This is a genomic window from Brevundimonas sp. GW821-FHT09G01 (assembly GCF_059416065.1).
The window spans coordinates 56,380-77,474 of the sequence record NZ_JBWKOL010000007.1 but is presented as its reverse complement, the minus strand read 5'-3'; the positions used below and the strand labels follow the sequence as shown (position 1 = coordinate 77,474).

The following is a 21,095-nucleotide window of genomic DNA, read 5'->3' as shown; positions in this document are numbered from 1 at the left end:
CACACCGTCGCTGATCCCCTGAACGCCGGCGTCACGCTGGACAGGACTGGGTCCCGGCTTTCGCCGGGATGAGCGGAGAGTTTGTATGCGCCCGTTTCTCATCGCCGCCGCCTTCGCCCTGGCCCTCGCGCTCCCGGCTCACGCCCAGACCCCCCGCGCGCTCGACACGTTCGAGACCCTGACCCCGTGGAAGGCTGACGCCTCCACCGACGTGTCCTCGGCGATCTCGGCCGTCGACGGCCACGACGGCCGGGCGATGCGGCTGGACTACGACTTCAACGGCCGGTCCGGCTACGCCTTCGCGGCGCGGACGCTCGATCTGGCGATCCCCGACAACTACGAGATCAGCTTCTGGGCGCGCGGCGAGATGCTGCCCAATACGCTCGAGATCAAATTCACCGACGCCTCGGGCGAGAACGTCCACTGGCGCCAGGTGCGGGCCTTCCAGGCCGCGAACGGCTGGACCCGCTACACGATCAAGAAGCGCCAGATCATCTGGGCCTGGGGGCCGAACCCCGACCGCACCTTCCGCGGCGCCGCGCGGATCGAGTTCGTGGTCACGGCGGGGCAGGGCGGAAAAGGCTGGCTGGAGATCGACCAGCTGGAGCTGCGCGACCTGCCGCCCGAGCCGTCGGTCGCCCCGCGTCCGGTGGTGAGCGCGTCCAGCGAGGACGGCGTCAACCTGGCCGCCCGCGCGGTCGATGACGATCCGCTGACCTTCTGGCGCACCACGGGGGCGGGGGCGCAGAGCCTGACCCTGGACCTCGGCTATGAACGGGAGTTCGGGGGACTGACCCTGCGCTGGGCCGAGCGGATGGCGGCGTCGCGCTATCGGCTGATGGCGTCGTCGGACGGGCGCGACTGGCGCGAGCTGGCGGCGGTGAACGGCGGTGACGGCGGCGTCGACTGGCTGCGCACGCCCGAGGCCTCGGCCCGCTGGCTGCGCCTCGACCTGGAGGCGCCCCGCGACGAGAGCGGCGTCGTCGGTCAGGCGGGCGCGGGGCAGCGCCTGGGCCAGGCGGCGGCCGACGCCTATGCGCTGAACAGCCTCGAGATCGAGCCGCTGTCGTTCGGCGAGACCCCGACGACCTTCATGCTGGCCGTGGCCGGGGAGAGCCGCCGCGGCCTCTATCCGCGCGGCTTCGCGGGCGAGCAGCCCTACTGGACCCTGGTCGGCGTCGACGGCGGCGGCGAGAGCGGCCTGATGGGCGAGGACGGCGCGATTGAGCTGCGCAGGGGTGGGCAGACCGTCGAGCCGTTCGTGCTCGACAACGGTCGGCTGGTGACCTGGGCCGATGTGAACATCACCCAGAGCCTCGCGGGCGGCGACCTGCCGATCCCCTCCGTGACGTGGGAAGGCGACGGCTGGACCCTCAAGACCACAGCCTTCGCGGAGGGCGGGCGGCGTCCGCCGTCGATCTATGGCCGCTATGACCTGACCAACATCTCGGATCGCCCGCGCACCCTGACGCTGGCGCTGGCCGCGCGCCCGTTCCAGGTCAACGGGCCGAGCCAGTTCCTGACCACGCCCGGCGGCGTGGCCCCTATCGAAGGCATGACCTGGCAGACGCACGGCGTCTTGCCGCTGGTCGGCGGCGCCGCCGTCCGGCCCATCGTCGCGCCGGATCGCTATGTCGCCTCGACCTTCGACGCGGGATCGGACCCGCAGAGTCTTCTGGCCTCGGGCCGCACCAGTGGCCGGACCGTGGTGGACCCTACCGGCCTGGCCTCCGGCGCATTCGTCTATGAGGTGACGCTGGCGCCGGGCGAGACGCGAACCTTCGGCTTCATGTCGCCGCTGACCAGAAGCCATCTGTATGCCTACGACACCCAAGGCGCGGACGACCCCGCCGCCTTCTTCTCGGCGCGGCAGGCCGAGACCGCCGCCCAATGGCGCGAAAAGCTGGACCGGTTCGACATCACCCTGCCGCCGGCCGCCGGGCCGGTGGAGGCGGTGATGAAGGCCTCGCTGGCCCATATGCTGATGTCGCGGCAGGGGCCGATCCTGCAGCCGGGGACGCGCAGCTATAACCGCAGCTGGATCCGCGACGGGGCCATGATGGCCGAGGGGCTGAACCGGCTGGGCCACGCGGACCTGTCGGCCGACTATCTGCGCTGGTTCGCGCCGCTGGTGTTCGACAACGGCAAGGTGCCGTGCTGCGCCGACAGCCGGGGCGCCGATCCGGTGCCCGAGAACGACAGCCATGGCGAGTTCGTCTTCCTGGCCGCCGAGGCCTATCGCTACACCGGCGACGCGGCGCTGCTGCGCTCGGTCTGGCCGCAGGTGCAGGGCGCCATCCGCTACATGGACGAGCTGCGCGCCTCGACCCGCACCGCCGAGTTCGAGGCGGCGGACAAGCGCCACCTCTACGGCCTGCTGCCCCCGACCATCAGCCACGAGGGCTATTCGGACCGTCCGGCCTACAGCTATTGGGACGACTTCTGGGGGCTGCGCGGCTACGGCGACGCGGTCTTCATCGCCGAGACCCTGGGGGACGCGGAGGCCGCCGCCCGCTTCCGGGCCTCGGAGGCCCAGTTCAAGGCCGACATCATGGCCTCGATCACCGCGACGGCGCGGGCGCACGGCATCGACTGGATCGCCGGCGCCGCCGACCGGGGCGATTTCGACGCCACCTCCACCACCATCGCCCTGTCGCCGGGCGGGTTGGTCGACGACCTGCCGCAGGACCTGCTGACCGGCACCTTCGACAAGTGGTGGGAGAACTTCACCGCCCGGCAGGAGAACCGCCAGGGGTGGAAGGACTACACGCCCTACGAACTGCGCAATGTCGGGGCCATGGTGCGTCTGGGACGACGGGATGAGGCGCTGCGGGCGCTGGACTTCTACTTCGCCGACATGCGTCCCCGGGCCTGGAACGGCTGGGCCGAGGTGGTGGGCCGCGACGAACGCGAGCCGCGCTTCATCGGCGACATGCCGCACGCCTGGATCAGCTCGGACTACATCCGCTCGGCCCTGGACCTGCTGGTCTATGAGCGCGACAGCGACCACGCCCTGGTGCTGGCCGCCGGCGTGCCGACCGCCTGGCTGGAGGGCGAGGGCGTCGGGGTTCGCGCGGTCCGCACCCCCTACGGGGCGCTGACCTATCGTCTGCGCCGGGACGGACGCGGCTTTGTGCTGACGCTGGAGCCGGGCGTGACGCCGCCGGGCGGGTTCGTCATCCCGTGGCCGAAGGGCCAGACGCCGCCAGCCGCCGTGCGGATCGACGGCCGCGCGGCGGCCTTCGCCGACGGGGAGCTGAAGATCCCCGCCGGCGCGCGCCGGGTGGAGCTGCGCTGATCAGGAGGCGGCGGGCGGGGCCTCGACGACGGGCTCGGCAGCCGGAGCGGCCTCGCCCTCGCAGTAGACCATCCCCTCGACGTTGAAGTCGCCGGGCCGGCCGCCGTAGTGCTCGTACAGCACCGTCGGGCGCACCGCGGTGTGGATGATCTTGCGCTTCACCTTGCCGCCGCACAGCTCCTGCGCCCGCCGTTCCCAGTAGGCCATGGCGGTGTCGGGATCGGGCCGGATGACGCGGACGGTATGGCCGCCGTCCGCCGTCGGGGTGTCCAGATAGCCGTAATAGGCCTTCTCGGGGCCGCCGATCATGACGTAGCCATGATCGGTCATGCACCCGCCGGCGCCCAGGCCCGCCAGGGTGATGAGGGCCGCCGTCCGGGCGACGCGGCTCATCGCGAGCGGCGCGACGGGCGGGCGGCCTCGCGGATCGCGGTCATGCGGTCCTGGTGCACGCGCGCGATGCTCATGGTGTTGCCGTAGGTGGTGAAGCCCACGACCTCCGCCGGCGACGAGACATAGGAGCCGGTGATGGTCCCGGCGCCGATGCGGCGCACGGTGCGGCCGTCGGGCAGGGTCTCGACCAGTTCATCCTGGCCGATCAGGCTGGGCACCGCCGTCCGGTTCAGGTCCAGCAGCGTATAGCGGGCGATGAAGACGTGCGCGTTCTCGATCTCGGCGCGCAGCAGGGCGCCGTTGTCCTTGATCCATTCGCGGGCCAGGAAGATGCCGATCTCCCCCTTGGTCAGCTCGTCGTCGCGGGCCTGCTCCAGCTCCTTGTTCATGGCCTTGAAGGCGTCGGTGCCTTCCACCGGCATGGCGCCGTTCTCGTCGCGGGCGCTCTCGTGGATGGAGGCGATCAGACGCTCGCGCAGGTCCGGCGTCAGGACCGGGATCGGCAGCTGGCGCGAGTTGTAGGTGAAGGTGTTCCGATAGGTCGGGCCCGACAGTTCGGACTTCGGCGGCGACCCTTCGAAGGTATAGGGGGTCACATACGGGATCGCCGGATTCAGATAGCTGATCGTCACGATCACCTGCAGCGTGCTGGCGTCCTCGGACAGGCGGTAGTCGGCGTCGATCTCGACCGTGTCGTTGAGCGGCTCGGGCGCGGTGAGCTTCTGGACGGTGCTCACCTCCGAGAAGACGACGCCGGTCCCGCCCGACGCCGCGGCCATCTGCCGGCGGAATTGCTCGGCCAGCGAGGCGTTGATCTCATCAACCGGCATGACCTCGGCGATCTCGTCGGAGACCTTGCCGGCGCGCCGGGCCGGGAAGGAGTTCATGATCGCATCCATGGTCGCGGTGACCAGGGCGCCGATCAGGCCGTAGCCTGCGCCGGCGGCGGAGCTGTCCTGGGCGAACCAGGTCTTGGCGACGCCGTGGTTGTCCTCGACCACCACGATGGGGGTCGGCCCCATCGCCGCGGCCTGCTCCGCGTTCAGCGGACGCATGTTCGGCACCGGCGCTGTCGCGCAGGCGGCCAGAGACGACGCGACAAGCGCGCTGACGACAAGATTTCGCATGATACCCCCCAAGTCGTCTCCCCAGACGACACGCGGGTTAGCCTATCTTCGGGCGGGAGTGAGTCAACCGCGGCGCGTGCGGCGTGCGGACGCGCTCCCCACGATCCCTATGGCAACCGCGTCCGCCCGATCACTCGTAGTTGCTGCTGTAGCCCTGGCCGTGGGCCAGGTTGCCGAACTTGGTGGTGTCGGCGTCGAAGCTCAGCTTGACGATGCCGATGGGGCCGTGGCGCTGCTTGCCGATGACGACCTCGGCCTGGTGCTCCAGCCGGTCCATGTCCTGCTGCCACTGCAGGTGTTCCTCGGTGCCCTCCTTGGGCTCGGCCCGGCCCAAGTAGTAGCTTTCGCGGTATACGAACATCACGCAGTCGGCGTCCTGCTCGATCGAGCCCGATTCCCGCAGGTCGGACAGCTGGGGCCGCTTGTCCTCGCGCTGCTCGACCTGACGCGACAGCTGCGACAGGGCGATGATCGGCACCGACAATTCCTTGGCCAGGGCCTTCAGACCGCCGGTGATCTCGGACACTTCCTGCACCCGGTTCTTCTGGCTGTTCTCGCCGGTGGTGATGAGCTGCAGGTAGTCGACGATGATCAGGTCCAGCCCGTGCTCCATCCGCTTCAGCCGCCGCGCGCGGGCGGCCAGCTTGGAGATGGACAGGCCGCCGGTGGCGTCGATGTAGAGCGGGCTCTCGCCGATCTCGACCGCCGCGTCGCGGATCTTGCCGAAGTCCGAGGCGTCGATCTCGCCCTTGCGCAGCTTGTCGGACGACACGCCCGAGGCGTCGGCGAGGATACGCATGGCCAGCTGCTCGGCGCTCATTTCCAGCGAGTAGAAGGCGACCACCCCGCCGTTGACCGTCTTGCGGCCCTCGGGCGTCGGCTCCCAGCGATACGAGCGCGCCACGTTGAAGGCGATGTTGGTGGCCAGCGCCGTCTTGCCCATCGACGGACGGCCCGCGAGGATCAGCAGATCGGACGGGTGCAGCCCGCCCAGCTTGGAGTCCAGGTCGTCCAGGTGGGTCGCCAGACCGGCCAGCTTGCCGTCGCGCTGATAGGCCTCGGCGGCCATCTGCACGGCGCCGGACAGGGCGTGGGAGAAGCTGACGAAGCCGGAGGACGGCTTGCCCGTCTCGGCCAGCGAATAGAGGGTCTGTTCGGCCTGTTCGATCTGCTCGTCGGCGGGCGTCTCGGGGTTGGGCGCCTCCTTGATGATCTCGCCGCCGATGCGGATCAGGTCGCGGCGCAGGGCCAGGTCGTAGACCACGCGGGCGTAGTCGGGGGCGTTGGCGCCGGGCGGGGCGCGGTCGACCAGATCGGCCAGGTAGCGCAGGCCGCCGAACTCCTGGAAGGCCGGGTCCTGCTTGAACCGCTCCATCAGGATGGTGGGCTCGGCCAGCATGCCCTGACGGATGTGGTCCTCGATCGCCTCGTAGAGCCGCTGGTGGAAGGGCTCGTAGAAATGGCTGCCGCGCAGCCGGTCGCTCAGCCGCTCGAACACCCCGTTGTCGAACATCAGGGAGCCGAGCAGCGCCTGCTCCGCCTCAAGGTTGTGCGGCAGGGCGGTGATGGAGCCGTGATCCATGGACGGAAAGGCGGCGGGAGCGAAGGCGTTCATCGTCATGCTCATGCCCTTACCAGGGCGATGCGTCATGCTTGGACGTACCCTTGGCGGGGGACAAATTCCGGGGCGCTGTGGGCAGTCCGGAATTCCGTAACCGGATCAGTTAACGGCTTGGAGCCTGATCGGTTGAGGTGGAATCGCTTCGCGATTTCACCGACGCCGTGAATCCGGCTCCAGAATTATGCTGGAGCGAAATCTGAGCCGAGTTGGACGGCGTCCAACTCAACCGATTTCGCTCTAGCCCGGGCAGGGATAGCGCGACCCCATCCAGGACCGGACGCCGTCCGTGACGCTCATGCGCTGACGGCGAGCCTGGGGGATGCCGTTCAGATAGGCGAGCACCTCACTGACGTCGACGTTGATCCGCGAGGGCGGACAGGCGGGCGGCGTGCGGCTGTCGGCCCGGGCGGACACGATCTCGTTCAACACCGCGCGAAGCGCCCGCTCGCCCTCGCTCCTCAGCCGGTAGGCGTCGGGGTGCAGCGCGGCCGTTGCATTCAGCGGGATGCGATTGGCGCGGGTGACGAAGGAGTCCAGCGTCATGGCGGCCTGGGCCGAGGCCGAACCGACGACCAGACAGGCGGCCAAGGCCGCGACGACGAATGCCCGCATGAACCGCTCCCTCCGAACGGTCTAGCTTGCCGTGGAATTTGCGGCCAAACAACGGTCGATGGCGCGGACGGCGAACCGTCCGCGCCGCCGCCGTCACCAGTTCAGGGCGACGCGGGCGTAGACGAAGCGCCCGTTGAAGCCGAACGGCGAGAAGTTGGAGAAGGGGAAGGCCCCCGAGGTGTTGTTCGCCGGCAGGATTTGTTCGGCGTACTCATCGAAGGCGTTGTCGGCGCCGACGGCCAGGGTGACCCGGTCGGTCAGGCTGTAACGGGCCTCCAGATCGACGACGAGGGATTCGCCCAGCTGCAGGTCGGTCGCCGCCGTCGCGCCGGGGGCCAGCACGTCGCCGAAGCCGGTGACGCGGATCGTCCCGCCGAACTTGTCCTTGCTCCAGTCGGTCTGGGCCACGACCTTCCACGGCGGCGTGCCTTCCTCGAACCGCAGGGTGGCCTGGCGCGCGAACAGGGAGACGGGCGTGGGCAGGATGCCCGAGGCCGTGGTCGGGGTCTTGGTCACCTTGAAGTCGTTGACGTTGGCCGCCAGCGTGAAGTCCAGCCGGCCGAAGCCCTCGTCGATCCGGTAGCGCGCGACCACGTCCAGGCCGGTCGTCTCGGTGTTCACCCCGTTGATGAAGAAGCGGGCGGCGGAGGCGCCGTAGGGCTGCAGCAGGTCGAAGATGGCCCGGGCGTTGGTGCCGACCGCCGCCGTGGCGCTGCCGGTCAGGGTCTCCGACAGGACGATGCGGTCATCCACGTCGATGCGGTAGGCGTCGGCCGTCAGTTCGAACGCGCCCTTCCGGTAGACGACGCCCAGCGAATAGTTGGTCGAGGTCTCGGCCTCCAGCGGCGTGCCGCCCAGCGCCAGTCCCACCGGGCTCACCGATGGGAAGGTGCCGGTCTCGTACGGGACGTTGGAGATGTAGAGGATGGCCGTCTGGGTGAAGTACTGCTGCTGCAGGCTGGGCGCCCGGAAGCCGGTCGAGACCGCGCCGCGGACGGCGAAGCTGGGCGTGAAGTCGTAGCGCGCCGCCAGCTTGCCCGAGACGTTGTCGCCGAAGTCGGAATAGTCCTCGTAACGGGCGGCCGCCGAGACGGTGAAGTTCTCGAACACCTCGCCTTCCAGGTCGATGTAGACGCCGACGTTGTGCCGGTCCTCGTCCACCTCATTGGCGGGGGTGAAGCCGGTGAAGCCGCGCGAGCCCCAGCTCAGGTCCGTGCCGCCGACGTTGAGGAAGGTCCCACGCTGGTAGGAGCCCGGCTCGCCCGCGCCGATCTGATAGCTTTCCTGACGCGCCTCCAGGCCGAAGGCGACGTTCAGCGGGCCGTATAGCCCCACCTCGTACTGGCGCGCGGCGTCGATGCCGAGCACCAGCTGGTCATAGGTCAGGGAGCCCGCGTCGAAGCTCGTGGGCGAGGTCGGCCCCAGCGACGGGTTCAGGGTGTTCTCGACCCCGAACTCGATCTCGTTGCGGCCGTAGCCCACGTTGATGTCCACGTCGAAGCCGCCGGCCTGGCCGCGCACGCCGGCGGCGGCGGTCCAGTCGGTGCTGTCGGTCAGGATGTAGGGCAGGTAGCCGTCCGGATAGATCCGGCCCGGCCCCGGATAGGCGGGGTTCTGGGCGTTGTCGTCGGGCGTGCGGTAGAAGGCGGCGGCCGAGGCGTCGCGCGTCTGGTAGCCCGCCCAGCCGTAGGCCTCCCAGCCCGCCGCCAGCGGCTTGCCGGCGTTCAGATAGATGGCCAGGTCCTCGGACTCCGGATCGCCCTGGCCGCCGCGAACGCGGGCCGGGGCGTAGCGCGGGTCGATGTCGCTGCGGTTGGTGCGTTCGCGGTCGCGATACTCGATCGAGGCGGTGATGAAGCCGTCCGAGCCCAGCCCGAACCCTTGCCAGCCCGAAACGGTCAGGCTCTCGCCGTCCGAGATGTCGTCGTTCCGGCCGTAGTAGCCGCTGTAGTCGGTCAGATAGCTTCCGTAGGTGACGGTCGCGCCGCCGCCGCTGGAGGCTTCCCGCAGACGCAGGTTCAGGACCCCGGCGATGGCGTCGGATCCATACTGGGCCGCGGCGCCGTCGCGCAGCACCTCGATCCGCTCGATGGCGGAACTGGGGATGGCGTTCAGGTCGACGGCGGCCGAACCCCGGCCCACCGAGCCGTTGGTGTTGACCAGGGCGGTGGCGTGCCGCCGGACGCCGTTGACCAGCACCAGGGTCTGGTCCGGCCCCTGGCCCCGCAGGGTGGCGGGCCGGATGGAGTCGGTGCCGTCCGTGGCGGACGGGCGGGGGAAGTTCAGCGCCGGGACGCTGGCCGACAGCTGGGTCGCCAGCTCGGTCGAGCCGCGCTGCTGCAGGGTCTCGGCGGTGACGACGTCCACCGGCGCGACGGTGTCCAGGCGCGAGCGGCCGACCACCCGGGTGCCGGTGACGACGACATCGTCGATCTGGGTGGCTTCGGTCTGCGGCGGTGAACTCTGGGGAGCGGTCTGGGAAGCAGTCTGGGCTTGGGCGGCGCCCGCCAGCAGGGCGGTGGCCGAGGCGGCGGCGAACAGGGTCAGGCGGAAACGGGGGGAGGGGGTCATGGGAGGCTCTCTTCTCGATGAGGCGCAGGTCTCCGGTCGGCGTCGCGCGCAGCGATCGCCGGGGGGCCGGGCTTGCGTTCTGGGTGTTCAGATCCGGTGTGAAACCGGGTGGTCAGCCGATTACAGCGAACGGCGACATCGCATCGGACCCGCGCAGCGCATGAGGTCGCGCGGCGCAACGAGGCCGGGGGCGTGGACGGTCGGGAGGTGAGCCTGGAAGGCGCGCATGATCGTCTCCTGCTCTGTCGGGAACGCCTGCGGTGACAGATGGAGGGAGTCCGGCTGTGGCCGGGCTCTCATCTGCCGTGACCCGGGGAGGGGTCCCGAAGGAGTTGGCACCTTACGGAGGTCCGCAGGTTGCCCCGACGTCAAAGGGCCTATCCCTCAGCCGGTCTCGATGAGCAGTTGCGATATTGCGATGCGTCATAAATGCGTCAAGCGGCGGCCGGAAAAAAGTTCGGCGACACAGAGTTTCCCCTACGCCGCCGTGTCTTTTTGGCACTCGAGGCCGCGCTTCCTCTGTTTCCGGGTTTTTCTGACGCCGGCCGCGACCACCGAGAGTTGCGTTTGTCCGGAGACTTGGCGACCCTCGGCGCTCTCACCCGCCCGGGGCTCATCGCCATGGATCGCCTCATCGCCTACCGGAACTTCCTTCGCGAGGATCGTCCCGAGGCGATGATCGCGGCGCTCGAGGCCTTGCCGAAAGAGCAGCGTCGCGAGCTGGGTTATGAACTGCTGGAGGTCGATCGCGCCTGGGCGCCCCGTGGCGGCGAACCGGGCGCCGGCTTTCTCGAAGCGTCGCGCACCTTCTCCGGCGAATATCAGTCCTACGCGGACTACGACAAGCTGGATCCGACCTTCATCAGAAGGCTGCTGCTGTACCACAAGACAGTGGACGTCACGATCCGGACCTACGATCCGAACCAACATCGGGAAGATGAGCACAACTATTCCGGCCTGGACTGGGAGCTGCGCCAGCTTTTGGGCATGCAACCCTTGTTCGACGCTGATCTGATCAATGTAATTCCCTATTCGAAGGCTCTGGAATTATCCGCCGGTTACGCGTTTGACGGCGATGCCTTCGCCTTCGCCTACTATCCGCATCAGGATGGATTCGAAGACACTCAGACAGGGAAAGATTGGTACGATCAGGACCTCATAGACACCGTCCAAAGGTATGATCCATTCGCCAAGAGACCCCTCGGTATCGGGCTTCTCGATATGAACGAGAACGCCGTCGAGGACTTCCGGTACTATTTCCCGATCAACAACGTGAACATCGACCTCTGCATCGCCGGGGAAGCCGGGACGGAGCTGGTCTGCACCCACCCCGCCATGGTCGACTATCTGGCTCTGAAGTTCCGGCAAAGCGCGAAGACGCTCGACGTGACCCATCAGTGGGTTGGAACCCTGTTCAACGACTACCTGATGGATGTCTCGCGCATCGACGATCAGGACCTGGCGCGCATACACGCTGAAGAAGAGGCCTTCGCGATCTGGCGCGATGATCTTTCGCGCGCGCTTCGTGCGGTCCGGCTGGCGGGTCGCGACCAGGTTCTCTCGGACGCGGCGGCCCAGACGATCGTGCGGGAGGAGTTGCGCGCGAGCGCCGCGGGGCTTCGGGAAAGGGTCCGGAAGTCTTCCTTCCTGTCCAACCTCACAGACCCCTCGCTGGCGTTCGTTCTGAGCGGCGCCTCGTCAGCCCTGGTGGATCCGGCGCCCTTGACCGCCATCGCGACGGGCGGCCTGACCGCGGCCATGACGGCGGCCTACAAGATCCTCTTCCAGGGGGCGAAGCGCGGCGACAGGGCCGCATTGAAGCTCTACACGGCGATGATGCGGGAAGAGCCCCGGTCGCGCTGACCCCGCAGAGGGATCGTCCGGAACGGGGGAAGCGCGCCCTGGCCTGCAACTGCGCCCGCGTCGTCTCCCGCCCGAAAAAAGTTCGGCGGCGCAGGATCGCTCCTGCGCCGCCGTGTCTTTTCAGTATCAGGACTGAACTCAGGCTTCGGAGCCGAGACCGTCCTGTTGGCCGGCGCCGCCGGCGACCATGTCCGCGGCCTGTTCGGCTGCGGCTTCACGGTCTTCGTCGTAGGCCGACTTGATCACGTCCTCGCCCTTGGCTTGACGCTCGGCTTCGTCGGCCGAACGGGCGATGTTGATCTTGACGGTGGCCTGGACCTCGGCGTGCAGGCGAACCAGCACTTCGTGGACGCCCAGCGTCTTGATCGGAACGTTCAGCACGACTTGCGAGCGCTCGATCTTGCCGCCTTCAGCCTGAACGGCTTCGACGACGTCGCGACCGGCGACCGATCCGTACAACTGACCGGTTTCGCCGGCCTGACGGATCATGACGTAGGTCTGGCCGTCGATCTTGTCGGCGACCTTCTGTGCGTCGGTCTTGTTCTTCTCGTTGCGGGCCTCGATGGCGGCGCGGTCGAGTTCGAACGCCTTCAGGTTCGCGGCGGTGGCCCGGCGGGCCTTGTCGCGCGGCAGAAGGAAGTTGCGGGCGAAGCCGTCCTTGACAGTGACGACGTCGCCGATGGCGCCGAGGTTATCGACGCGTTCCAGCAGAACGACCTTCATCTTACTTCACCACGTAGGGCAGGAGGGCCAGGTAGCGCGCGCGCTTGATGGCCTTGGCCAGCTCGCGTTGCTTCTTCTGGGAAACGGCCGTAATGCGCGACGGGACGATCTTGCCGCGTTCGCTGATGTAGCGTTGCAGCAGCTTGACGTCCTTGTAGTCGATCTTCGGCGCGTTCGGGCCGGAGAACGGGCACACCTTGCGGCGGCGGAAGAACGGGCGACGGGCCGGGCCGGAGCCGGCCGGCGCGCCCGGGGAGGGGGCGGTGGTGTCGGTCATGTTCCGAACTCCTTAGAAGGTCGCTTCGGCGGCGGGGGCGTCGTCGCGGGGACCACGCTCACGTTCGCGTTCACGCTCACGTTCACGACGGGCCAGCAGCGGCGACAGTTCCAGGTCGAGTTCCTCGACGCGGACGGTCAGCCAGCGCAGCACGTCTTCGTTGATCGACAGCTGACGCTCGACTTCGGCCATGGCGGCCGGAGGGGCGTCGACGGCGAGCAGCGAGTAGTGAGCCTTGCGGTTCTTCTTCACGCGGTAGGTCAGGTTGCGCAGACCCCAGTACTCGATCTTGGCGACGGAACCGCCGTTTTCCTCGATCAGAGCCTTGATGGTGTCGTTCAGCGCTTCGGCCTGCTGCGCCGAGATATCCTGGCGCGTCATGACCGTGTGCTCGTAAAGAGCCATGCGGTTAGTCTCCCTTGTGGACATCGGCGCGAGCGGACCGGGTAAGTCCGTTCCACGATGGTTCCCGAGGCGGCGGCCGGGATGACTTCCCGAACCCTTTGGAATTCCGCACCGGGACCGAGGTCCTGGAAAGGCGGGGCGTATAGGGGAAAAGCGGCGGTGCGGCAAGGCGGTGCGGCTCACGCGGCCCGGCGATCGCCCTTGGGGGCCAGCAGGACCACCGTCTCGACCCGGTTCCGCCCGTTGGCCTTGGCCCTGTACAGCGCGCCGTCGGCGCCGATCAGCAGGCCCTCGGGCATGGAGATGGTCCGCCCCACCGCCGCCTCGGCCGTGGCCGCCCCGACGCTGGCGGTCAGGACGCCGAACGCGCTGTCCGCATGCGGCACGCCCAGCGCCTCGATGGCCTCGCGCAGGGTGCGGGCGACGCGGGCCGCGCCCGCGGCCGGGGTGCGGGGCAGGATGACCGCCATCTCCTCGCCGCCGTAGCGCACGGCTAGGTCGCCCGGGCGGCGGACCACGCCCTGCATGGCGGCGGCGACCCGGCGCAGGGCGTCGTCGCCCGCGGCATGGCCGTAGCGGTCGTTGAAGGCCTTGAAGCAGTCGACGTCCAGCAGGATCAGCGACATCTCGGACTCGTCGCGGACCGCCCGCGCCCATTCGCGCTCGACCGCGCTGTCGAAGGCCCGGCGGTTGGCCAGTCCGGTGAGCGGATCGGTCACCGCCTCCTGCTCCAGCCGCAGGCGAAGGGCCTGGCGCTCGGTGACGTCGCGCATGACCAGGATGAATTCGGTGGGCCGGCCGTCGGCGCCGCGCAGGGTGCGGGTGGTGGTCTCGACCCAGACCATGTCGCCGTCGGGGCGCAGCACGCGGACCGTGGTCGGCTCCGGCTCCTCGCCGCGCTCCACCCTGACGACGGCGTCGGCGATGACGGCGCGGTCCTCCGTCATCACGAAGGTCGAGGGCAGCTGGCCGATCAGCGCCTTGGGGGTCCAGCCCAGCACGGTTTCGCAGGACGGAGAGCAGTAGCGGATGCGCAGGTCGGGGCCGAGTCGGCACAGGACGTCGCGGCTGTTCTCGACGAGGCTGCGCAGGTCGTTGTGGGCCGCGTCGGACCGGCGGAACAACCGGAACAGTCCATGGGGAACCCAGGACGGAAACATCACGCCTCCAACTCCCCCTCGGGAGAAGGATCGCGCCGGCGGCTTAATCCGCGCCTTACACGGATGGTAAACGCCGGGGCCCTTTAGTCCGGGCGGACGACCATGCAGGTGACCCGGCGTTCGGCCAGGGCGGCGCAGGCGGCCTGGGCGCCCGTTTCGGTCATGCCGGTGAAGCGCGACCGGTACCAGCCCGAGGCGTTCTGCACCGTGCGTTCGGCGCTGGTGAACTGGGCGCGGAAGCGGCGGTTGACCTCGGTCAGCCAGTCGCGGGCCACGGCCTCGTCACGGAAGGCGCCGACCTGCACGGCCCAGCGGCCGGCGGGCTCGCGGGCCGGTTCGCGCGCCGGGCGGGCCGGGGCGCGGGGCGGGGTGCGCGCGGGCGGGGAGGCGACGGGCACGCCGCCGTTCAGGATGGTGGTCACATCGGCCGGACGGGCCTCGGCGCGCTGAATGGGCGCGGGCGCGCGTTCCGGCGTGCGCTCGGACGGGGCGGGGGTGACGCGGGTCGGCTGCGGCGGCGCGGCGGCCAGGGCGGTGTAGGCGACCCCGCTGTCCTCGCCGTCCTCCGAGGCGCCGACCGAGGCGTACTGGACCGGGCCCGTGGCCTCGGGCCCGACGCCGAAGCCGCGCTGTTCGAAGAAGGTCTGGGCCACCTGGATGACCTGGCCGTTCGAGCGGGCGCGCTCGACCTCGAAGCCGGTGTCCATCAGGGCCGCGACGTGGGCGTTGCGGCTGGCCGTCGAGCGGCCGCCCAGGACGACGGTGATCAGCCGGCGGCCGTCGCGCACCGACGAGGCCGCCAGGTTGTAGCCCGAGGCGTTGGTGTAGCCGGTCTTCATGCCGTCATAGCCGTTGCCGGAATGGAGCAGGCCGTTGGTGTTGCGGTAGTCGCGCCCGTTATAGGCCCAGTCGTGCAGGCCGAAATACCGATAGTACTGCGGATAGTCGCGCATGATGGCGCGGGCCAGGATGGCCAGGTCGCGGGCCGAGGTCAGCTGGCGCGCGTCCGGCAGGCCGTTGGCGTTGACATAGCGCGTCTGGGTCATGCCCAGCTCCTGCGCCTTCAGGGTCATCTGGGCGGTGAAGCGGGCTTCCGAGCCGCCGATATGCTCGGCGATGGCCACGGCCATGTCGTTGGCGCTGCGCACCGCCGTGGCCTTCATGGCGTCGTCCAGGGTGATGGTCTGGCCGGCGGCGAGGCCCAGCTTGGACGGCGGCTGGCTGGCGGCGTGGGGCGAAACGGTCAGGACGTCGTCCGGCTTGACCCGGCCCTCGGCCAGCGCCTCGAACGTCAGATACAGGGTCATCACCTTGGTGATGGAGGCCGGGTAGCGGCGGCTGTCGGCATGGCGCGCGAACAGCACCTCGCCCGACTGGGCGTCCACCACGATGGCGGCGTAGCGCGCATTGTCGGCGGATTGGGCGACGAGGGGCGTGGCGGCGGGCGTCATCGCGATCGCGACGACCAGCATCAGCGAGAGCCATCCCCGGCGGAGCAATGCAGTCAACGGCAAGCGGCAAGCCTCACTAGTGTAGCGCGACGACGGCCCCCCGGCGTGACGCTGACATGAGGCTAACATGGGCGCGGGGGGTTTCATGAGGGTAAACAGGCCGTCAACAACTTTGTGAACCGTAGCGGGAACGCCGGTTCATGAAAGTTTTGTGCAGTGCACAATCTCCCTTGACCCTTCTTCGCACTTGCACCATATGAGCCTCGTCGCGACGGCTCCCCCGACGCGAGAAAAATAATCAGCGGCCCCCGCCGCCCAAGGTTCAGGAGAGACTTCCATGGCCGACAGCGCCGAAACCGTGAAGAAGACCGTTGAAACCGCCACCGCCAACGTCAAGGCTTCGGCCCAGACCGCGACGGCTCAAGCCGAGAAGATCCAGGCCGCCGGCGCCAAGGCCTTCCGCGAAGCCGCCGACAAGTCGGCCGCGGGCCTCGCCGAGCTGAACGCCGAAGGCAAGAAGAACCTCGAAGCCATCGTCGCCTCGGCCACCGCCGCCCAGAAGGGCGCCGAGACCCTGTCGGCCGCCTCGCTGGCCTACGGCAAGAAGTCCTGGGAAGACGGCGTCGCCGCCGCCCAGTCGCTGACCGCCGCCCGTTCGATCCAGGAACTGCTCGAGCTGCAGACCGCCTGGGCCAAGACGGCGACCGAAGCCTACCTGGCTGAAGTCACCAAGGCGACGGACGTGCTGACCGCCTCGGTCAAGGACAGCTTCAAGCCGATCAACGAGCGCGTCACCGCCTCGGTCGAAAAGTTCCAGGCCGCCCGCTAAGGCGCTCTGCTTTTTAAGTAAGCGTACGGAAGGCCCCGGTGGAAACGCCGGGGCCTTTTTCGCGTCCGTTCGAGCCGACCCTCAAGCCTTTCGCACCGGCTGACGCAGCAGCGTCCTGAGCTTCGCCGCCGGGGTCTTTCGCGGGTCGCTGAGATAGACCTCGTGATGCCGTCCGGCGAACTCGTAGCCGCCTTGGGGCATGATCTCGTCGTGCAGCCTGGCCAGCAGCGCGCCTTCATCATCGTAGCTCCCGACATGCAGGGCCTGGAGGCAGAGGCCCTCGCACAGCGTCTCGAGCCGCAGCGTGGCGGCAAGCTCGATCCCCTTGTGCCTGCTGCGGGCGGCGGCCTGCTGAAACATCGACTGATCGAGGTCGTCGGGGACCATGATCATCATCGTCCAGTTCCACTCATGCTTGCGCCGCGCCGTGAAGCTTTCGGGGCTCGGCGCGGACCAGAGACCCTCGAGCGGCGGCACGACGAAGTCGCGCCCCTCGGCCTTGCACATGAACTTGGCCGCATAGGCCGTCGCGTACAGGCTCTCGACCGCGCGCCTGTACTCCGGCGCCGCATTCGGATCGCCGTGGCCGTCCACCATGAGATAGGCGACCGGAGGCGCCTCGATGAGCGTGAAACGATTGAGCGGGGCGCTGAACAGGTCCTTCCGGGCCTTCTTCAGGTCGAGTTTGTCCATTCGCCGCTCCTGCGTTCGGGTTCGCCGAAACTATCCCACGGGCGCGGCCCCGTTCACGTCAGCAGGGCAGGCGGCGCGCGCCTATTCCGACGCTGGGCCGTGGTCGTAGCTGAACACCCGGGCCAGTTTCCAGCGGCCGTCCTCCAGCTTCCAGATCTGGCTGAATTTGGCGCGTCCGGCGAGCACCTCGGGGTTGTCGCCCTGGGCCTCGTAGAACAGGTGCTCGCCCGTCTCGACGGCGCCGTAGGCGTTCATCCGGTAGATATGCAGCGTGCCCGGTACGACCTCGCGGCGGGTCCTCCAGCCGCCGGGCGCGCGCCGGGCCTCGCATCGGGTGCGGTACTGGTCCACGAAGGCCGCGCCGGTCGTGACCATCAGCCCGCCGCGGTCGTCGAAGAACTCGAAATCGTCGGTCACCATGGCCGCCAGCCGGTCCGGATCGCAGCCCTCGAAGAACAGTTCGAAGAAGGCCGCGTCGCTGGCCGTCACGGCCTCGGTCAGGGCTGGGCCCTGCGGGATCTCCACCGGCGGCGGCGTCTGCAGCAGGGCCGCGATGGCCAGGGCGATGAGTGGGGACATGGAACCTCCGCGACGGCGCATCCGGCCGAGGGGGAGCATCGCGCGCACGGGCCGCAAGGTCCCGTGAATCTTCGGTCATTCGCCCCTACGTCCGATCCTGACGCATGGCCGTGTCATCCTGTCGGGCATGATCGGCGCGTTTCTCCTCGATGACGGCTCTGCGGACATGCCGGCGATCCATCGCTTCGCCGTGGTCCAGGCGGCGGCAGCCCGTCGTCAGGGCCGCCCCCGCGCCGCCCGCGACTGGGGCCGCGTCGTCACCAAAGCCCTGCGCGCCCTGCGTTTTGCCGCCCGCCTGAAGGCCGGACGGTTGCGCGACGATCCGCACTCTTCGCACTCGATTTTTTCTGGACCGCCGGAAAAAGTTTCGGAGCCGGTCGTCCCGACCGCCGCGCCCGATCCCGACCGCCGCCGGACCTTCCGCGAGGGGCGAAGGCGACGATGAAGCGGCTCCGAAGGCTGAAATTGGCGCACCGCTCACCTGCCCATCGCCCCTTCAAGGCGATGGGCAGGACAGATCGCGCCGGCGATCAGGAGGGGGCGGCGCAGGGGGGTAGGGGAGTGGCCGCCGTCGCCCCGACTGAGTCGCCCCCACCAAGTCGCCGCTGACGCGCCGACCCGTCCTCCCCATCCGCCTTCGCGAATGGAGAGGTGAGCGGTTCGGCGCCTCTCTCACGTAAGCTGTGACTTGCCGCATCTACAAAAGCGGCGGACACTTCCTATCTGTCCTTCCGACTCCCCCAAAACCGGACAACGAATGCCGCCGTCACGCAAGATCGGCGATCAGGGCGAGGGCTCCGGCTCCGCGACGATCACCGAAACAAGGCCGAAACTTCAGAAGCCCTCGCTCTATCGGGTGCTGATCCTGAACGACGACTACACGCCGATGGAGTTCGTTATCTACGTGCTGGAGCGGTTCTTCCAGAAGAGCCGCGAGGACGCGACCCGCATCATGCTGCATGTGCACCAGCATGGCGTCGGGGTCTGCGGTGTCTTCACCTATGAGGTGGCCGAAACCAAGGTCGCCCAGGTGATCGAGACCGCCCGCCGCCACCAGCACCCGCTTCAATGCACGATGGAAAAGGACTGAGAGGAACCTCCATGCCTTCGTTTTCCCGTCCTCTCGAAGAGACCCTGCACCGCGCGGTGCACTACGCCAACGAGCGCCGGCATGAATACGCCACGCTCGAGCATCTCCTGCTGGCCCTCGTGGATGATCCCGACGCGGCCAATGTGATGACGGCCTGCAACGTCGATCTGACGGCGCTGAAGACCGCCCTGACCCTGTACGTCGACACCGACCTGGCCGCCCTGGCGACCTCGGACGGCGACGACGCCAAGCCGACCGCCGGCTTCCAGCGCGTGATCCAGCGCGCGGTGATCCATGTCCAGTCCTCGGGCCGCGAGGAAGTCACCGGCGCGAACGTGCTGGTGGCCATCTTCAGCGAGCGCGAAAGCCACGCCGCCTACTTCCTGCAGGAGCAGGACATGACGCGGTACGACGCGGTCAACTTCATCGCCCACGGCATCGCCAAGAAGGCGGGCGCGGGTGAAACCCGTCCGGCCAAGACCGGCGGCGCCAGCCCCGAGGACGCCGAGGACGCCGCCGCCGCCAAGACCGGCGGAGAGGCGCTGGAGGCCTATTGCGTCGATCTCAACGAGAAGGCCCGCAAGGGCAAGATCGATCCCCTGATCGGCCGCCACGCCGAGGTTGATCGCGCGATCCAGATCCTGTGCCGACGGACCAAGAACAACCCGCTGCTGGTCGGCGATCCCGGCGTCGGCAAGACCGCCATCGCCGAAGGTCTGGCCCGCAAGATCGTCAACCATGAGGTCCCCGACGTCCTGGAGGGCGCCACCATCTACTCGCTCGACATGGGCGCGCTGCTTGCCGGCACCCGCTACCGCGGCGACTTCGAGGAACGCCTGAAGCAGGTGGTCAAGGAGCTGGAGACGCACGACAACGCCGTGCTCTTCATTGACGAGATCCACACCGTCATCGGCGCCGGCGCGACCAGCGGCGGGGCGATGGATGCGTCCAACCTGCTGAAGCCGGCGCTCGCCTCGGGCAGCCTGCGCTGCATGGGCTCGACCACCTACAAGGAGTACCGCCAGCATTTCGAGAAGGACCGGGCGCTGGCCCGCCGCTTCCAGAAGATCGACGTCAACGAACCCACCATCGACGACACGATCAAGATCCTGAAGGGGCTGAAGACCTCCTACGAAGGCCACCACAAGCTGCGCTACACCGACGCCGCCATCCGGACGGCGGTGGAGCTGTCGGCCCGCTACATGACCGACCGCAAGCTGCCGGACAAAGCCATCGACGTGATCGACGAGGCGGGGGCGTCGCAGATGCTGCTGCCCGAGTCGAAGCGGAAGAAGGTCATCGGCCAGAAGGAGGTCGAGGCCGTCATCGCCAAGATGGCGCGCATCCCGGCCAAGTCGGTGTCCAAGTCCGACACCGAGAGCCTGCGTGAGCTTCAGACCGACCTGAACCGCGTGGTCTTCGGCCAGGAAGCGGCGATCGAACAGGTCTCGGCGGCCATGAAGCTGGCCCGCGCGGGTCTGCGCGATCCGCAAAAGCCCATCGGCGCCTTCCTGTTCTCCGGCCCCACCGGCGTCGGCAAGACCGAGGTCGCCAAGCAGCTCGCCTCCACCCTGGGTATCGAGATGCAGCGCTTCGACATGTCCGAATACATGGAGCGGCACACCGTCTCGCGGCTGATCGGCGCCCCTCCGGGCTATGTCGGCCATGACCAGGGCGGCCTGCTGACCGACGCCGTCGATCAGCATCCGCACTCGGTGGTCCTGCTGGACGAGATCGAGAAGGCCCACCCGGACGTCTACAACATCCTGCTGCAGGTGATGGACAACGGCATGCTGACCGACGCGGTCGGCAAGAAGGTCGACTTCAGGAACACCATCCTGATCATGACCACCAACGCCGGGGCCGCCGACAACGCCCGCGCCTCCATCGGCTTCGGCCGGGGCAAGGTCGAGGGCGAGGACGAAAAGGCCATCCAGCGCCTGTTCGCGCCGGAGTTCCGCAACCGTCTGGACGCCATCGTGGCGTTCAAGGCGCTGGACTCCGAGACGATCAAGTCGGTGGTGTCCAAATTCATCATGCAGCTGGAACACCAGCTGGGCGATCGGAACATCACCATCGAGCTGACCGACGAAGCCGCCGACTGGCTGGCCAAGAACGGCTTCGACGAACTCTACGGCGCCCGGCCCCTGGCCCGGACGATCCAGGAGCACATCAAGAAGCCGCTGGCCGACGACATCCTGTTCGGCCGCCTGACCCGCGGCGGGCATGTGAAGGTCGAGCTGAAGGACGGCAAGATCGTCTTCGACGTGACGCCCGCCACCGGCGCCGCGGCCAAGGTGAAGGAAGACGAAGCGGCGGACTGAGGTCCGTCGCGGACTGAATAGGGAGGGCCGTCGGTCGCAGGACCGGCGGCCCTTCGTCCGTCAGGCGATTGCGTAGACC

Annotated in this window: 18 protein-coding genes and 1 riboswitch; of the genes, 6 read left to right on the top strand and 12 right to left on the bottom strand. The window is 68.5% G+C overall.

What is annotated here, in order from left to right; genetic code table 11:
- The first annotated feature begins 85 nt into the window (after nt 1-85).
- A complete protein-coding gene (locus AC07NB_RS13720) occupies nt 86-3,298 on the top strand; it encodes a discoidin domain-containing protein (RefSeq protein ID WP_494571954.1) in 3,213 nt (1,070 codons plus the stop codon).
- Here AC07NB_RS13720 and AC07NB_RS13715 read toward each other — a convergent pair whose 3' ends face one another.
- The 5 genes from AC07NB_RS13715 to AC07NB_RS13695 all read right to left on the bottom strand — a co-directional run bounded on the left by AC07NB_RS13715 (nt 3,299) and on the right by AC07NB_RS13695 (nt 9,622).
- Complete coding sequence (locus AC07NB_RS13715; RefSeq protein ID WP_494571953.1) at nt 3,299-3,691, bottom strand: hypothetical protein; 393 nt, start codon at nt 3,689-3,691, stop codon at nt 3,299-3,301.
- Nucleotides 3,688-4,818: a hypothetical protein gene (locus AC07NB_RS13710; protein WP_494571952.1), complete on the bottom strand. Its 1,131-nt coding sequence runs from the start codon at nt 4,816-4,818 to the stop codon at nt 3,688-3,690. The genes AC07NB_RS13715 and AC07NB_RS13710 overlap by 4 nt, the downstream gene beginning before the upstream one ends.
- 130 nt (nt 4,819-4,948) lie before the next feature.
- Nucleotides 4,949-6,433: a replicative DNA helicase gene (locus AC07NB_RS13705; RefSeq protein WP_494571951.1), complete on the bottom strand. Its 1,485-nt coding sequence runs from the start codon at nt 6,431-6,433 to the stop codon at nt 4,949-4,951.
- A gap of 243 nt (nt 6,434-6,676) precedes the next feature.
- Complete coding sequence (locus AC07NB_RS13700) at nt 6,677-7,051, bottom strand: hypothetical protein (protein WP_494571950.1); 375 nt, start codon at nt 7,049-7,051, stop codon at nt 6,677-6,679.
- Between the two features lie 93 nt (nt 7,052-7,144).
- Nucleotides 7,145-9,622, bottom strand: coding sequence for a TonB-dependent receptor plug domain-containing protein (locus tag AC07NB_RS13695; RefSeq protein ID WP_494571949.1), 2,478 nt, complete (start codon nt 9,620-9,622; stop codon nt 7,145-7,147).
- 293 nt (nt 9,623-9,915) lie between these two features.
- Nucleotides 9,916-10,026, bottom strand: a riboswitch (SAM riboswitch).
- A gap of 25 nt (nt 10,027-10,051) precedes the next feature.
- Here AC07NB_RS13695 and AC07NB_RS13690 point away from each other — a divergent pair.
- Nucleotides 10,052-11,485: a hypothetical protein gene (locus AC07NB_RS13690; protein WP_494571948.1), complete on the top strand. Its 1,434-nt coding sequence runs from the start codon at nt 10,052-10,054 to the stop codon at nt 11,483-11,485.
- Between the two features lie 138 nt (nt 11,486-11,623).
- Here the strand turns inward: AC07NB_RS13690 and rplI are convergent, their stop codons facing one another.
- The 5 genes from rplI to AC07NB_RS13665 form a co-directional block, all read right to left on the bottom strand.
- Nucleotides 11,624-12,208, bottom strand: a complete 585-nt coding sequence (gene rplI / locus AC07NB_RS13685) for a 50S ribosomal protein L9 (protein WP_492312840.1) — start codon at nt 12,206-12,208, stop codon at nt 11,624-11,626.
- A gap of 1 nt (nt 12,209) precedes the next feature.
- On the bottom strand, nt 12,210-12,485 hold the full coding sequence (gene rpsR, locus AC07NB_RS13680; RefSeq protein ID WP_492312841.1) for a 30S ribosomal protein S18: 276 nt from the start codon (nt 12,483-12,485) through the stop codon (nt 12,210-12,212).
- A 12-nt stretch (nt 12,486-12,497) separates the two neighbouring features.
- The gene (rpsF, locus tag AC07NB_RS13675; protein ID WP_492312842.1) at nt 12,498-12,890 is read right to left on the bottom strand and encodes a 30S ribosomal protein S6; all 393 of its coding nucleotides are present in this window, start codon (nt 12,888-12,890) and stop codon (nt 12,498-12,500) included.
- Nucleotides 12,891-13,069: 179 nt separating this feature from the next.
- The gene (locus AC07NB_RS13670) at nt 13,070-14,050 is read right to left on the bottom strand and encodes a sensor domain-containing diguanylate cyclase (protein ID WP_492312843.1); all 981 of its coding nucleotides are present in this window, start codon (nt 14,048-14,050) and stop codon (nt 13,070-13,072) included.
- 83 nt (nt 14,051-14,133) lie between these two features.
- Nucleotides 14,134-15,522: a serine hydrolase gene (locus AC07NB_RS13665; protein ID WP_494571947.1), complete on the bottom strand. Its 1,389-nt coding sequence runs from the start codon at nt 15,520-15,522 to the stop codon at nt 14,134-14,136.
- A 316-nt stretch (nt 15,523-15,838) separates the two neighbouring features.
- On the opposite strand from AC07NB_RS13665, the gene AC07NB_RS13660 reads away from it, so the two are divergent.
- Nucleotides 15,839-16,330, top strand: a complete 492-nt coding sequence (locus AC07NB_RS13660) for a phasin family protein (RefSeq protein ID WP_291840132.1) — start codon at nt 15,839-15,841, stop codon at nt 16,328-16,330.
- An 81-nt stretch (nt 16,331-16,411) separates the two neighbouring features.
- Here AC07NB_RS13660 and AC07NB_RS13655 read toward each other — a convergent pair whose 3' ends face one another.
- A complete protein-coding gene (locus AC07NB_RS13655; protein WP_494571946.1) occupies nt 16,412-17,023 on the bottom strand; it encodes a GyrI-like domain-containing protein in 612 nt (203 codons plus the stop codon).
- A gap of 81 nt (nt 17,024-17,104) precedes the next feature.
- Nucleotides 17,105-17,602: a nuclear transport factor 2 family protein gene (locus tag AC07NB_RS13650; RefSeq protein WP_494571945.1), complete on the bottom strand. Its 498-nt coding sequence runs from the start codon at nt 17,600-17,602 to the stop codon at nt 17,105-17,107.
- 166 nt (nt 17,603-17,768) lie between these two features.
- Here AC07NB_RS13650 and AC07NB_RS13645 point away from each other — a divergent pair, with 166 nt between their 5' ends.
- The 3 genes from AC07NB_RS13645 (at nt 17,769) to clpA (ending at nt 21,016) form a co-directional block, all read left to right on the top strand.
- Nucleotides 17,769-18,047: a hypothetical protein gene (locus AC07NB_RS13645; RefSeq protein WP_494572586.1), complete on the top strand. Its 279-nt coding sequence runs from the start codon at nt 17,769-17,771 to the stop codon at nt 18,045-18,047.
- A 312-nt stretch (nt 18,048-18,359) separates the two neighbouring features.
- Nucleotides 18,360-18,692, top strand: a complete 333-nt coding sequence (clpS, locus tag AC07NB_RS13640; protein ID WP_291840144.1) for an ATP-dependent Clp protease adapter ClpS — start codon at nt 18,360-18,362, stop codon at nt 18,690-18,692.
- Nucleotides 18,693-18,703: 11 nt separating this feature from the next.
- Nucleotides 18,704-21,016 (top strand): ATP-dependent Clp protease ATP-binding subunit ClpA, encoded by a 2,313-nt coding sequence (clpA, locus tag AC07NB_RS13635; RefSeq protein WP_494571943.1) that lies wholly within the window; start codon nt 18,704-18,706, stop codon nt 21,014-21,016.
- The last annotated feature ends 79 nt before the right edge of the window (nt 21,017-21,095 follow it).